This is a genomic window from Hymenobacter glaciei, assembly GCF_039539585.1.
Lineage (GTDB): Bacteria > Bacteroidota > Bacteroidia > Cytophagales > Hymenobacteraceae > Hymenobacter > Hymenobacter glaciei.
The window spans coordinates 1-13,711 of record NZ_BAABDK010000027.1; the positions used below are offsets into that span (position 1 = coordinate 1).

The 13,711-nt window shown below is 52.7% G+C and carries 13 protein-coding genes; 6 read left to right on the forward strand and 7 right to left on the reverse strand.

Translation table 11 applies throughout. From position 1 onward, the window contains the following. Positions 1-134: 134 nt before the first annotated feature. Entirely contained in the window at positions 135-515 is a 381-nt protein-coding gene (locus ABD837_RS17520) for a hypothetical protein (RefSeq protein ID WP_345057052.1), read from the reverse strand. Between the two features lie 420 nt (positions 516-935). Next, complete coding sequence (locus ABD837_RS17525; RefSeq protein WP_345057054.1) at positions 936-1,835, reverse strand: S24 family peptidase; 900 nt, start codon at positions 1,833-1,835, stop codon at positions 936-938. Between the two features lie 98 nt (positions 1,836-1,933). On the opposite strand from ABD837_RS17525, the gene ABD837_RS17530 reads away from it, so the two are divergent. The 6 genes from ABD837_RS17530 to ABD837_RS17555 are packed head-to-tail and all read left to right on the forward strand — an operon-like array spanning position 1,934 to position 5,310. Next, on the forward strand, positions 1,934-2,206 hold the full coding sequence (locus tag ABD837_RS17530; protein ID WP_345057055.1) for a hypothetical protein: 273 nt from the start codon (positions 1,934-1,936) through the stop codon (positions 2,204-2,206). Between the two features lie 2 nt (positions 2,207-2,208). After that, on the forward strand, positions 2,209-2,550 hold the full coding sequence (locus ABD837_RS17535; RefSeq protein ID WP_345057057.1) for a helix-turn-helix domain-containing protein: 342 nt from the start codon (positions 2,209-2,211) through the stop codon (positions 2,548-2,550). Between the two features lie 12 nt (positions 2,551-2,562). Next, positions 2,563-3,141 carry a hypothetical protein gene (locus ABD837_RS17540; protein ID WP_345057059.1) on the forward strand — a complete coding sequence of 193 codons (579 nt, stop codon included), beginning with the start codon at positions 2,563-2,565 and terminating at the stop codon, positions 3,139-3,141. Between the two features lie 18 nt (positions 3,142-3,159). Then, entirely contained in the window at positions 3,160-4,209 is a 1,050-nt protein-coding gene (locus tag ABD837_RS17545; protein ID WP_345057061.1) for a hypothetical protein, read from the forward strand. Then, positions 4,202-4,933: a hypothetical protein gene (locus tag ABD837_RS17550; protein WP_345057063.1), complete on the forward strand. Its 732-nt coding sequence runs from the start codon at positions 4,202-4,204 to the stop codon at positions 4,931-4,933. The genes ABD837_RS17545 and ABD837_RS17550 overlap by 8 nt, the downstream gene beginning before the upstream one ends. Beyond that, complete coding sequence (locus ABD837_RS17555) at positions 4,930-5,310, forward strand: VRR-NUC domain-containing protein (protein ID WP_345057065.1); 381 nt, start codon at positions 4,930-4,932, stop codon at positions 5,308-5,310. The genes ABD837_RS17550 and ABD837_RS17555 overlap by 4 nt, the downstream gene beginning before the upstream one ends. Positions 5,311-5,325: 15 nt before the next feature. Here ABD837_RS17555 and ABD837_RS17560 read toward each other — a convergent pair whose 3' ends face one another. The 5 genes from ABD837_RS17560 to ABD837_RS17580 all read right to left on the reverse strand — a co-directional run. After that, positions 5,326-6,009: a hypothetical protein gene (locus tag ABD837_RS17560; protein WP_345057067.1), complete on the reverse strand. Its 684-nt coding sequence runs from the start codon at positions 6,007-6,009 to the stop codon at positions 5,326-5,328. Positions 6,010-6,145: 136 nt separating this feature from the next. Then, complete coding sequence (locus ABD837_RS17565; RefSeq protein WP_345057069.1) at positions 6,146-7,954, reverse strand: DUF4209 domain-containing protein; 1,809 nt, start codon at positions 7,952-7,954, stop codon at positions 6,146-6,148. A 112-nt stretch (positions 7,955-8,066) separates the two neighbouring features. Next, positions 8,067-8,960, reverse strand: a complete 894-nt coding sequence (locus ABD837_RS17570) for a hypothetical protein (protein WP_345057071.1) — start codon at positions 8,958-8,960, stop codon at positions 8,067-8,069. A 12-nt stretch (positions 8,961-8,972) separates the two neighbouring features. Continuing rightward, complete coding sequence (locus ABD837_RS17575; protein WP_345057073.1) at positions 8,973-12,017, reverse strand: P-loop NTPase; 3,045 nt, start codon at positions 12,015-12,017, stop codon at positions 8,973-8,975. 99 nt (positions 12,018-12,116) lie between these two features. Beyond that, the coding region (locus ABD837_RS17580) for a 3'-5' exonuclease (RefSeq protein ID WP_345057075.1) at positions 12,117-13,711 on the reverse strand (1,595 nt) is incomplete at its 5' end.

Sequence of the window (13,711 nt, forward strand, 5' to 3'; positions counted from 1 at the left end):
AATCCAGCGTGCAGGCCATCGAAAAGCGTATTTAAATCGGAAAAATACTGCGTAACATCAGTTATTTATTTCAGCTTTAATGCTAAGCTGAGTGCCTCTTCGGCCCTGAAATGCAAACCCGCCCAAATTTGATTTTATTCGCAAGCAGATTTAGAAGCGCGGTCAATCAAACCGCTGGCATTGGTGTGGAATGTTAGCTCATCGGGGCCCGCATCGCTGTGCGTGCGGTTGATGACCCGGTAAACGGTATTGGGCTGAAGCTTGAACTGGTTCGGGCCGGGCAGCGGCACGCCGTTGCTGGTGATGCGAAACCCCGTGGCGGGCTTTCGCAAATTGATTTCCGCTGGCAATGGCGAGGTACCGGCCCACCTGATGTTGAAAGAATTGTCCGGCGATTGGCTCTGCAGGGAAATGGTCGTCAGGGTGCGGCCGCTGCAAGGCCGCAGGGTCTGGCCCGGCACGTCCACGTAGGCCGTATTATCGGAGCACCCCGCCAGCAGGAAGGCCAGGGGCAACGCCCAGCACGGCCGGTTTAGCAACCCGGACAAACAACGCCCACCACTCCCGAATGCGGCTGATTTTGTGCCCGTCAGATACGTTGGGGGCCGAGAGGAGGCGCTCGACTGCTTTCTTGCCATAGCGGTGCGAAATGAAATTTGAAAGGGAGGCAATATGCTTAACCCTTTCAGCAGCTGAACGCGGCTGGTATACCGGTTCGACTCCGGCTCCGGGTAGAACTAGAAAAGCCGGCTTCCCTCACGCATGAGAGAAGCCGGCTTTCGATTATCTAGTACCCGGAGCCGGGGTAGCGTCCAGCCTCAAAAACGAGACGCTAACCCTTTGATTGACTGTCGGTATTATGCAAACAAATTTGGGTTGATTTTAAACAGGTGGCGTAGCAGGGCGCATAACCTGGTGAACTGCCTTTTGGCCCGTTACACCAGCCGCAGCTGGTCGTTTTGCCGGCCGGTAATCCGCTCCATCATTTCCAGCAGTCGGCCGCGCATATCCGAAGAGTCCCGCGCCATGATTTCCAGCAGGCCCGCCACCCGCTCAAAGGCTTCTTCCTTGTTCGCCGGTACCCGGGTAGTCAAGATGCCGCGCACCTCCCAGATTTCCCAGATGGTTTCCCGAGGGATGGTGTGCGGCGAGAAGTAGCCATTATCCGAAAGCAATTCTACTTCCTGGTCCTCGTTGCGAATCGGCCGGGGGATGCGCTTCACCATCATGGTTTCCTCGGTCACCACCACGTACACGTGGCGGGGCTTTACCATGCGCCAGTCGTCCACGCACCGCGCAATCACCACGTCGCTGGTCCAGAGCGTGGGCTCCATGCTGGAGCCTTCCACTTCAAAAGCCCGGTGCGACTTGCCCGAGAACTGCGGCAGCGCCAGCAGTTCCAGGTCCATTTCACGCAGAGCATCCGGATGGTTGCGCGAAAGCTGATAGCCGGCCTGCGCCGGCGTCGGCACCAGCATGATGCCTTCCTCGCCGGCCAGGTTGAGGGTGATAACCGCCGGCGCGTGCAGCCCGCCATAATGAACGTGCGCCCGCTCGGCCGCTGGCTTCTTGGGAGCGGCCTTGGGCTCGTCCGCCGCCTTGGCTGCTGCCAGCATATCGCCCTGGCCCAGCAGCAGCCAGCCCGGGTTCACTTCCGGATAGGTTTCCAGGACTTCAACCAGCGTGTCGAAGCCGGGCTTGAATTTGTGCCCAATAAAGTTGTACAGCTTCGTGGGTCGGTCGTGTCCAAGTTTCTTTGCAGCGCCATAAACAGAGTCACCATAGTGCTCAATAATGGCTGATAACCGGTCGCCTATCTGCTTTTGCTGTTCCATTTTGTTTTACACAAGTGTCAAAACTTATTTGGCAGTTCAAACTTGTTGTTGTAAAATTGTCCTGCTTCGGATTCAAAGTTATACAATCAGCAAACAAAATGGAACACATTGCAAAGAAAATTTCAGAACAGCGCCACCTTTTTGGCAAGCGCAGCAACTACACGGCCCGCATTGTCGCCAACTTAGAAGCTAAGGGTAAGCCCTTTACTCGTCAACAGGTGTACAACGTAGTGTCCGGTCGATACTTCAACATGGAAGTGGCCGTGGCCTTCTTCGAGGAGCTAGAAGCCGAGGTAAAGCGCCGCGCCGACCTCGAAATCCTCGCCAACCGCCAGTCCGGCACTTCCCTGGCGGCCTCCGTCCCCGCGTAGCCATGCAAGTCGCCTTGCTAGTCCCCGAACAGGAGTGGCGGCAGCTGCTGGCCGACGTGCAGCGCCTCAAAGCCACCGAGGCCACCACGCCCGCGGCCCCACCCACTCCGGCCCCCGCGCCCGACCGCATCCTGACGGTGCGCGAGGCCGCCCACTACATGCGCCTGAAGCCCGAAGGCGTCCGCAACGCCCGCCGCGCCGGGCGCCTGGCCGGCCTACGGCTCAATGAGAAGGAGTGGGGCTTCCGCCAGTCGGAGCTCGACCGCTACCTGTCCCGCTACAACCGCCGGCCCCTCGACGGCTCTTCAACCCCCACGTCGTCACCGCTTCGGGTGGCCGCCTAAACCCGCCTTGCCATGTCCCTGCTACTGCCCCTCGTTGGCCCTACCAACACCTACGGCCCCGAGTCCGCCGCTTCCATCATCACCATCCTAAAGGTCAAGCTCAAAGACCAGCACCTAACCTGCGAGTTCACCGAGCAGCGCACCCACGACGCCCCGCCCCGCGCCTTCGCCCTCACCTGTGCCGAGCATGTGCACCCCGACCTAACTCACCGCCTCACCCGCCTGGTGCCACACCTGTGCCTGCTCACCGAGCAGTTGACCGAGGGCCCCGACTACTGGCCCGACGAGTCCGAAGAATTGCCCGCGCTATTCGAAGGCTTCAAAGTCACCGGCTTCTCCATGGGACGCGGGCAGGGAGGCGTCACGCTCACCGGCCAGCGCGAGCTCACCGGCGGCCGGGTGCTCAACCTCACCATGCCCTACCAATCCTTCGACGACGAGCAGGGCAGCTACCCCTACGGGCCCCTGCTCGAAACCGAGCTGCTGGAGGCTCTCACGGAGGTCGAAGCCGCCCTGCGCGGCAAATGCACCGACTACCGCCAACTCGACTTGTTCGAGCAGCCGGTCGCGCAGCTTGGCGGAGCCCAGTAGTCTGCCGTCGTGAATTATGTGCAGCACACCCGCGCCGCTCACGAGCGGCTACGCGCCCAGGCCGGGGCCACCCCGCAGCACGTCAGCCTGTATTGGGCCCTGTTTTTCCAGTGGAACGCCGCCCGCTTCCCCGCAGCCCTCGAACTCGACCATGTCGCCACCATGCAGGCAGCCCGCATCGGCAGCCGCCACACCTACCGCGCCACCCTGCGCGACCTCGACGCCTGGAGCCTGCTTACCTACCACCCCAGCCAGTCCCGCTACGACCACAGCCGCTGCTCCCTGCGCGACTTGTCCGCTTCCGAAGCGACGCCACCCAGCAACGCCGCATCAGGGCCAGGAGTGGCCCCGATGAACCCCTGCACCGAGGCCACTTCTGGCCCACATAAAACCACCGCATCGGGGCCAGAAGTGGCCCAAGCACTTAGGCCAGAAGTAGCCTTGATGACAGGTTCATCTAGGCCAGAAGTGGCCCAAGACACTATAGAAAGTAAAACAATAGTCTTAAACAGTGTAGTAGTAAACGGCGACGCCGCCACGGCAAAAAAAAAGAAGGAGCCTGCGGCGCTTCCCGACGAAGGGCTTTCAAAGGCGGAAGTTTTCAACCCCGGCTTACCCAACGACGACGCAGGCGCAGCCCCAAGCGACGCCCCCAAAAAGAAAGTTGCGAAAAAGAAAAATGGGGTACGCGCCGAGACCATCCGCGCTGCTGCTACCGCCGGCCCCAACGAGCCACGCCGGCGTGCCCCGCTTCCCGAACTGCCGTTCCACCAGTCGGCACTGTTCGACTTCGAGGCCTTCACCGCCGCGTTCGCCGGCACCGATTACGCCCTGGCCGACCTGCGCCACTACCACCAGCTCATCGACAACTGGCGCGACAAAAAAACTGGCCTGCCGCCTCTGCGCCGCGATTGGGTCGCCACCTCCAAAAAATTCATGCTCAATGATGCAGCTGACAACCGCCTTAAGCTCGCCCCCGGAACCCACCAGCACCAGCCTGGCCAGCACAGCGTCGACTCCGGAACACGGCCTGCTGCAACTGGCTACCGCTCCAAGTACGATGCGTGAGCTGGCCAGCACCCCCAACTCCGAAGCCCGCGCCCTGCTGGCCGAGGTGTCGGTGGGCCTCACCGTGGCCCAGGCCGTGGCCGCGCCCAAGCTGTTCCAGCTTCAACACCGCTTGGGTGAAACAGTGCTGACCAAGCTGCTAGTCGTCGTGCTGCGCGCCTTCATGGACTCGCTGCGCGTGCCCGACAAGCCCGACGCGGCCGACATCCTGGAGCTGGCCGACACGCTCGCCCACACCTACACCCACGACAGTCTGAAGGACCTCATCCTGGCCTTGAAGGAAGCCCGCACCCACGGCACCAAGTTCTACCAGTCGCTCGACGTGAGCACCCTCTACCGCCTCATCGCCGAGTATTTCACCCGCAAGGCAGCTTACCTCGAAAACCGCCACCTCGACCAGAAAGCCACCGGCGCCAGCACCCAAGCCGCCGACGTGAAGCTGCTCGACGCCGCCGCCCCCAAGCTGCTTGAAAACGTGGCCCAGCAAATACCCGCCGACCACCCCAACGCTGAGGCCTTGCGGCAGAAGCTCACCATCACCAACCAGAAAGCCCGCCGCAGCCTCATCACTCCCCAGGAAGCCGAGCAGCAGCGCGCCGAGGTTCGCAACGCCACCGAGCGCAAGCCCCGCCAAAGCTGGCAGGCCAGCCCTGAGGCCCAGCGGCTCATCGACAAACGCCACCGCGCCGAGAATGCCCGCCTGATGGAGAAATACCGCCCATGATAGCTAAGAAGCACGACCAACTGCCCCTCGACCTCGGCCAGCTCTACGCCGCCGACATCACGGGCGCTATTCTAGCCTTCCTCACCCACCACGGCTACACCGTTTGGCGCCAAAACACTACCGGCATCTACGACGTCGCCAAGGCCCGTTGGCGCGTCAATCCCCAGGGTAGGAGAGGAGTGCCCGACCTCATCGGCTTCCGCAACCGCGACGGCCTTTTCATCGGTGTCGAAGTCAAAGCCGGCCGCGACCAGCTGCGCCCCGACCAAAAGCAGTTTCTCGATGAGTTGAAAGCAGCCGGAGGACTGGCCTTCGTTGCTCACAGCTTCATGCAGTTCCAGCAGTCTTTTGAGCGGCGCGGCCTTCACCTGACCTAGAGTCAAAAGCCTGCCTTATTTTATTGGAAATGCCTGTCCAAAAACCTTTCCTTCGTCGTTGACAAAGCCCAGCGTGCCATCTTCTTGCACAACAAAATACTCGCCAAGCCCTGTGTCTTCTTTGGGTTTGAATGTGTTTCCCGTTCGAACAAAGCGGGTGGTGATAGGTGTCCCGCCCTTGTAAACCCGTTTAAGAAAGCACTTGCCATCTTTCTCATAGAAGGCTAAGCCCGAGTTTGAGCGTTGCTCGTCATACCATTTTCCGAGAACTTTGCCATCAACCCGCAGCTTGCTTTTAGAGCTGTCTTCTTCTGCCTGCGTGGCCCCTAAAACCCGAATTTCTTCATCAGGAGTATAGTTAGCTGTTGCCCAAGCACCGCTCCCTACTTTCATCCCGTTCAGATAGAAAAAGAGGTAGTTTTTCTGGTAGCTGCCGATGCTGTCTTTAATTCTTAGGCCGAGTTGTTTGAGTTGGGTTTCATCCACCTTTTTACTCAATAGAACGTCCACATTTAATTTGCCAGCGTCTTCGTTTTTAGTAAGGTCCAGAATACGGTAAGTTGCCTTTGAATCAGTTGCGCTAGCTGTTGCATCCGAAGCAACTGGCGCGTTGACAGCTGATGTTTCTGAAGAGGGCGACTCGGAGCATGCAGTTCCAAGCAAACAGAAAAGAGCGAATGGACTGTATTTAATGTTCATGATTGCTAAAAAGTGTCTGCTTGTCTTAAGCATAAATGGAGAGAGTAAAAACTGTTTTATCAATACCCTGTCGTGCTCGATTTATTCAGCCCGAGGGCAAGAAATTTGGTGCCTGGTTCATGCCAGTTCACAACCATCAATCTGTTGATTCCTGAGGCGTGATATTAAGCGTGGCCAGTACAAACAAAGCCAGAATAACAGCCTGCATGGTACCCACGCTGTAATCCTGCGGATTCATAAAGCCGTGAGCCACGTTGTTGCGCACGTTCCATCCCTCTTTGGTAAACACGTACCTAAGCCAATACCCTGCATCCGGTCCTGAGTAGCTTTCTACCGATTCAATTATTTCTTCGAGTGTCTTCTCCTGCTGGTCCCCGTTGCGGGCCCGCCGGTTCGTAGCGATGGGAGGGTCCAACGCTCGACAGAAATGCCGTAAAATGCCTTCCATCTTCACTGTCAGCGAATCCATGCACAGCATCAGGTCGGGCTCGTAGGTTTTGTCTTGTTGCGCCCGTTCCATCTCCGCGAAATAGCTGCGTAGCGCGGGCTCTACCCATGGAATCAGCGTGTAACCGGGAGCGTCGGCCTCATCCTGCCCTCGATGGAACTCCATTTTACCCAGCCAACTCCGCTCCCGCAGAAATTGGAGCGTATTAGCGTAGGTGATTTGCCCGCTTTGCAGGCCATGCGCAAAAGTTTCAAAGGTCATGTGTCGATAAAATCCCATCAGCAGCGAGTACGGACTGATAGGCAATTTTTTGCCCATTCTCTGCTGCCGGGTAGTGATGTTTCTATTGCGGTCGAAAGCCACGTGCCGAAATAAATCAGTTAAGCCAGGCTCCGCATCTGCCACTTCAGGCATTGGTCGGCCCGGAATTAGATTGTACCGCAGCCGCAGGAAAACCAGTGCATCTACTTCAAGAATATACGCCGGCATCTCTCGCATCCAGGCGCTCATAAGCATGCCTTCGGGCCCGTCAAGTATACAGTTAAACTCTACCTTGTGCAGCTTAGCGTCATGCTTCGTTGCCGATATTAATTCCTCCATCGCTAACACTTGCTGCTTGTCTCCAGCTGCCTGGTAGCAGTCCAAAGCATCCTTCATCAGAGTTTGCACCACAAAATCGGTAGGTTCCACCGCATGGCGTTGCAGCGCATGGGACTTTATATAATCCCCTTTAAGGCTGTGCCATTTTCGCGCATCATTGGTGGCCCGTGCCGCCAGCGGAATTGCCGCCTCACACACCAGCTTAGTCATGTAGCCGTTTTCCGCCTTGTAGTGCTCATACACCTGCTGGCTCACCCCGTCTAGCCTTCCACAGTCAACCCGACTGAACAAGTCAGCGTGCTTGCTAAAAAACTGCAGCTGCCGCTGGCGTACTTCTACCGACTGCTGCCCATCGAGCAGGTAGCCAAGTATCAGTTCTCGCAACTCGTCTAGTGGAAACCGAAATTCTTGGCTTATCAAAAATCCGAGCTGTATGAGTTCTACAAACGTGTTTTCTGTGGCTTCGTGTCGACCTTGGTCTTGCTTCAACCAGCTCTGAATTCGCGCTGCCATCTCTCTCGCAAGCTTACCAGTATGTCGGCCACGTGGTAACGTCAGCAGCCAGAGCAAACCATACCGCAACTGCAACATTTCGTTTTTTGACTCCGCCTTACGGGAGCATATATATTCCCCCGCTGCAATCTCGTCCTTCCACGTTTTCCCTTGTTTCAGACTAGTCTCATCGAGCCAAGTCATTTGACAGCCCGATTCCAAACTAAGTCGAAAAGATAAATCAGGATTTAACTGAGCTTCAGCAGTTTTACTTTGTGAATGAAAATCCGTCTCATAATCGGAGCCATTCAGGGTAATGGTATATTTCTCCAACCGCTCATACAATTCTGCCGCCGATATCAATTCGTCTGACTCTAGAAGTCGTTCGTGTGTGCGTCGTCTCATTTGCAACCGTAGTAAACGCCTCTTTGATAAATGAGTTTATTGCAGGTATAGACTGAAGATTAAATCGAGTATATACAGTTTACATCATCCATTCGTTTGTGGAATAGTGATGTTATGCAAATTCACTGATAACTAAATCATTCATAACGCTTAATAAATGACTCGGTTGAATTGTATTTTCTTGGTTTAGGCACTCATTTACACATTCAGACAATGTGTTAAAAGCATGACCATTAATATTCGGTTTGATAATACTTAAATGGCTTTTTGCTTTGTTTTGAGTATTTTGTTCCAGTTCCTGAAGCCATTGATGCTCTATAATGTTATCAGGAGACAAGCGTTGCCGATATTCTCCTAATTGCCATAGGTCTTGCATCAGTTGCAATAGCTTGGACGCAGCTTCTTGTTTTTCTACCCTTCGAACTCCAATTTTGGGTAACGAAGCTAACAAATCATCGTCTGGATTAACCTGGCTTGGCAGTTGCCAATCGTACAGTTCGCCTACGGCCTCTCCGGATAATATGGCTGAAAAATGCTGCAATACGCCTTTCCCGTACCGGAGCCCCGATGATGCTAAGCCATCCTTTACTGGTAGTAAGGTCAGAAAATCTATATCCAAATGGCCTAAATCTGAGATTCCAGCCAATAAAGGGAGCATGACCTCTGTGTCTTGGAAGTCCACACCTTCCACACCTACTACTGCTTTTCTAAGGGGACCATCCATTTCCAAGTAGGTAGGTAAATAGAATACAGCGGTTGGCACTGTGTTACAAGCGTGGAAAACGGCATGTAGTTGTTCTAACCTACTCCGTGTATCATTTTCAGCCCACTGTTTGGCAGAATCTTTTGCTCTGTAGACGCGTGCTGTAGGAGCAGTTTGTTGGCAGTGGATATAGAATCGTACATTATCAAGCAGTCGTCGGAACCAAGCAGATTCTTCGCTTTTAAGTGTAGTTAATTCGAAATAGGAAAATCGTTTACTAACTACGTCATATGCTGTTTGCATAGATTCTAATTTCTATACTGTAGCTGTTAAATTAATGGTAGCTAGGTTGCGGCTATTATCTGTTTTAGGTGTAATAACACCTCCAAATTGACCAACGAAATTCCTGAGTGAGAAAAGCCAATCATTAATCAATCTTTCTTGAGCTTCGTAATCATTACCATTGTTGAGTTTAGGCTGATTCTGGCGTAGCTTTTCTAGCAGCTCACTTTGTTCAACAACCGCTTTACTAGCACTCTTATTTCGACTATCGCTTTGCTCCAGTCTAGTTTCTAAGAAACGAACACTGCGTTTGGCAAATTCTACTGCCGCCTCCCTTAATCGATATAGGTATTCTTGCCATTCGTAAATTGAGCCTGCACGGTAAATATCTAGGATAGTATTCGACCATATTTGATTGATGCGCAATTCATTAGGGCTGCGTAGTGTATTGTGAGATAACCGCTTCTCAGCATTTTGAAGAACATTGTTGTGTATGTGCTCTGGCAAGAAGCTAAACATCTTTGCCTTTGTATGATACAGGCTGTAATCACTCAGGAATGTGGATACGGTTTCTAAACGCGAAACGCTGAATGAATTAGCTTTGTCTACTTGCTCTGAATCAAGTAGGTACTCCAGATATAATTCGTCTCCCTCCTCATAGATGGTTGGAGTATTAGTACGTACTTTGAGCAAACTTAATAATTCGTTTTTGTATTGCTTTACAAAAGCTTGACAACGTGGAGCATCAGATAGCCATAAGAACCGAAATAGTTCTTCTACTTCTGCCAGGGTTTTCATCCGTAACTCCTGAAGAATGTATTCTTCATCCCAACTAACCAAGTTTGGCAGGACTAAGCCCATCCGATGTATCCACTCGCTTAATGAACCAATGCCTTGATAATGAGGAAAGACAGATTGGATGCTCAGCTTGCCATGTAGCAAAGTAGTTAGCAATACCAAATCGGATTCAACAAGACTCAAAGGAGTTAGCTTATGCTTCCAATCGAGTAGATATTGAACAGAGTTTAGTGACTCGCTCTCCATGCCACTAATTTGTTCTAGAGTGTCTAATCTGGTAAATGGCAGGGTCTGATAAACGAACAACTCAATTGCCCCAGTCTCAAAAACTGAGTCAAATACATTTCGATTGTCCTGCCAGTATTTCAGAGCAGCTCCACGAAGCAATCCATCAAGTGCATTAGTCATTTCCTGGAACGAACGCCCAGTCAAGTCAGAAGCTACTTGCGCATAAAATTCGGGCTTGTCTTCTGCTCCGAGCATCTCGGGCGCAGCAAGGAAGAAAGCGAAAGTGTCTTCAGCTGCTATAAGTCCAAAGACGCTGTGCATTGATTCAACAAGGGGCACTGTCTCGTGCAACAAATCAACTAGATGCCGCGACCTAACTGGATGTAATCCTTCCACACATTGCTTCCCAAATCGCAGGAAGTATTCTCGCTCCAACTGCTTAAGCACTTCCCCACGGTCAGAGTCAAATCGAACAGTATTTTGAACGTGCCGAAGTAATCGGCTGGTGTCTATTTGCAAGTTCAAGCAATCTGCTAGGGCAACCAGTCGCAATATCTCAAGCTTTGCAGCAGCATTACGTTGTTCTCTATTCAGCTCCTTGACCTGCATCTCCAGCCTGTCCCCGAGCATTTGACCTTGGGTTAGCAGGTATACATATTCAATTAGTAAACCTTTGTCAGCAACAGCTTCCCACGCTGGCTGCCATAATGTTACATTCTCATTTAGTTTCCCCCGCGACTTTAGCTCTTGAAATATATTCTCAGCTTCCTGACTTGATAGGGTAGTAACAACGGTTTGCACAGGTACCGTTGCTGGGTCTGCACCATACCTGTACCAATCTTCTTCACGGCTAGTTACCAAGAATTTTATTGGTAATTCCGCTGCTCGTTCCACCAAATCAGACCACCGTGCTACCTGATTTGTGAGGTCATCTACTATCACAACCGGAAGCTCACCCACTTTTACCCAGGCTTGCAAATAATCCAGCACTGCATTAATGGTCTCTTGGCTATTGCATAAGCGTAGTTGGTAGATACTCCGGCCTCGCTTTTGCAAATTGTAGCCGACCTGCCAAGCTAGCGTCGATTTCCCCTGACCGCTCGAAGCTCTTATGGCCACGACGGCAGCGGTATCCAGTTCTGCCTCTATGCGCGATTCCCAACCGAGACGCCTAACTGGTAGCTTTTGGGCAATATGGCGGGGCCTGGCTGATTGGCCATCGAAGTACCCGTCTGTATTAGCATCCGACTCTTCTTCATAAACAACTCGCTCCAACCAATTATGACGTATTGCTTCATTAATAGGCGCTTTCGAGTAATTATCTTTAACGGCTTGAACAACACTTGCTAATTGCTTATAACTAATAATAGCCCGTTCTCTTGACCATTCAAATGCGTGATAAAATACCGCTTTAAGAAACTGTTCTTCGCTTGCCGCATGTATATCGAAATTAGACAACAGAGCGCGTAAACACTTCTCTTGTGCTTCTGCCTCTGTAATATATTCGAATGTAATTTGTTGTAAGAATCTTTGTATTGTCGAAATATCTAGCGAATCGTAAACGCCTTTTAATTTTACCGTCCAATGGGTTAAGGCTTCTTTAGAGAGCTTATGTTGAACCAACTGCTGAAGATTTCCTGACGCAATAGGCATGTTGTAGACTAGCCTAAACGTGGCATCAGGTGAGCCTCGATATACTTCTAGGAAATTCTGCAGTATCCCTAAGTCCCAGAAGCTGCCTGCATTCATGGCATTTACTGAGGTCTTTAGTTGGATATACTCGGCTTGACCCACCACAATTGTATTGTGAACGTCCAAGTCTTCCAATCCCTCTAGTTGAATGATGGCCTCACTACCAGGTGTTAATTCACTCAGCATTTTATAGCAGGCATATAAAAGCTGGTATTTCATACCACGCAGATTTATGACTCCGCCAGTACGCCGAACGGTGATATCCTGAATGTATTCATCTAGTTCAGATGGTGGCACCAGAAAGATATCAACACCCTTGGGTGTAATAGGTTGATTAGTACGACGACGCGAGTTTTTCATAAATAGTAGTACTACTTGGTTATCAGTCTAGCCGCTGCTCTGCAAGTGGGGCACTTATGGAGCTATAGCGCCATTGCTTTTTCAAAGAGAACCAACTATTTATTGGCCAGCTCTATCCAGTCGCTGTTGCAGGGAAGTCAAAGCTGAATCCTGTTCAACAGGTAGTACAGGTGGCATGAACGCTTCAGAATGCAACAACACCTGTGGCTTAGGAGACGAAAGCAGTACCGTGCCCCCGGTACCCTGGCCAAGCTGAATATCTGCGTGGTGTGGCATTCCCGTCGGCCAGCAGTCAGCTGGCAGGTGCAGCCGCTGGCGTGACCGGGTTATAGCCACATACAACAGATTAATTTCCTCCATCACCTTGGCCCGCTCCCCCAGTTCTAGAGGCTTGGTTTTTACCTGCTGCTCCAGCTTGTCAATCACGGCCTGCGTGGGAAAGTCGGCCACCAGCTGCACCTCGTCGTATTCCATTCCTTTGCAGCGGTGCACCGTCGAGAAGTACACCTGGGCCTGGTCGCGTTCGGCATCCGTTACATGCCGCCGTTTCAGTTCCTCAATCATTCCGGCCACCTCGTCGCCTTGCTCTTCCACCAAGGTGATAAGCAGTTCCAACGGTTTGTCTTCCGTTTTCTCGGCATAGTCCCGCAGGTCATCTAAGTTGTCCATCAACCGAATCAGCGGGTCTTTGATGGCTCCGTGCCGGCCTTTGCTTAGGGCCAGCACATCGTATAGGCTGGCACTTTCGCCTGCGTAAGTGTAGGAATTAATGTTGCCTTCAAAGTACACCCGCTGCAGCTGCTCGCCGTGGTCCTGCAGGTACTCGATGGCTTTCAGCAATAGCGCCAGGTTGGTGCGCGCAATCACTGCCCGTGTCTTTATCTGGCCGGTTTCCGTGCCTTGCCCTGCTATCGGTAGCCCAACGGGCTCCCCCAGTTGGCTTTTCCAGCCCAGTACCCGTGTCGCCAACTGCGCAATTGGTTTTCCAAACCGAAAGCTTGTGCTCAAGGGCAAGCTCTGGAAGTTGGTCTTCTCGAGCGAGTTCACCGCATGGCGCCAGCCATATATCTGCTGGTGGGTGTCACCCACAATTACCTTAGTGGCCGTCTGCTGCGCAAACACCGCCAGCATCACTTCCGATGCATCCTGCCCCTCATCAAACAGAATAATGTCATACGCCAGAACCGGGCGGCTCAGTTGATATTTCTTCAGGTAGAAATCGTGCGTAATCGGTATCTGCCCACTATCCATGCGCGACAAGAAGTCCCGACAATGCTTTTCAATCGCCCAGTAATGGTGCTCCACAAAGCCTCGCGCTTTCACGTCAACCACCGTAGTGCGGTAGTCCAAGTGCTGCACCTTTTCTTCGGGCTTGTTGCAGAAGTACGCCGCGAACTTCAGTGCGTGGTTGGCCACCATGTGCTCTAGGTGCCGCTCTTCACCAAAACCCCGGGGGAGCTTCAGTAAGTCCACCAGTTCGTGGGCCCTGTAGCCTCCTTTCGGATGTAGCTTATAAGGGTGCTGCCGCATCACTTCGCGAATGGCCAGCGAGTGTGCCGTCTCTGCTCGCACATTGCGCAGGCCTGCCGCCGCAAACTTGCGCTTGGCTTCATCCTTTACCGTCTTATTAACTGATGTTACGCAGCCAGTTTGGTCAAAGTGTAGTGCATGGCTTTGAGTCCGCGCAAATAAAG

Excerpts from the sequence above, each read along its gene's own strand:
- ABD837_RS17560 (WP_345057067.1), bottom strand. The coding sequence starts at position 6,009 with ATGAACATTAAATACAGTCCATTCGCTCTTTTCTGTTTGCTTGGAACT.
- ABD837_RS17525 (WP_345057054.1), bottom strand. The coding sequence starts at position 1,835 with ATGGAACAGCAAAAGCAGATAGGCGACCGGTTATCAGCCATTATTGAG.
- ABD837_RS17575 (WP_345057073.1), bottom strand. The coding sequence starts at position 12,017 with ATGAAAAACTCGCGTCGTCGTACTAATCAACCTATTACACCCAAGGGT.
- ABD837_RS17565 (WP_345057069.1), bottom strand. The coding sequence starts at position 7,954 with ATGAGACGACGCACACACGAACGACTTCTAGAGTCAGACGAATTGATA.
- ABD837_RS17540 (WP_345057059.1), top strand. The coding sequence starts at position 2,563 with ATGTCCCTGCTACTGCCCCTCGTTGGCCCTACCAACACCTACGGCCCC.
- ABD837_RS17550 (WP_345057063.1), top strand. The coding sequence starts at position 4,202 with ATGCGTGAGCTGGCCAGCACCCCCAACTCCGAAGCCCGCGCCCTGCTG.
- ABD837_RS17530 (WP_345057055.1), top strand. The coding sequence starts at position 1,934 with ATGGAACACATTGCAAAGAAAATTTCAGAACAGCGCCACCTTTTTGGC.
- ABD837_RS17535 (WP_345057057.1), top strand. The coding sequence starts at position 2,209 with ATGCAAGTCGCCTTGCTAGTCCCCGAACAGGAGTGGCGGCAGCTGCTG.
- ABD837_RS17570 (WP_345057071.1), bottom strand. The coding sequence starts at position 8,960 with ATGCAAACAGCATATGACGTAGTTAGTAAACGATTTTCCTATTTCGAA.
- ABD837_RS17555 (WP_345057065.1), top strand. The coding sequence starts at position 4,930 with ATGATAGCTAAGAAGCACGACCAACTGCCCCTCGACCTCGGCCAGCTC.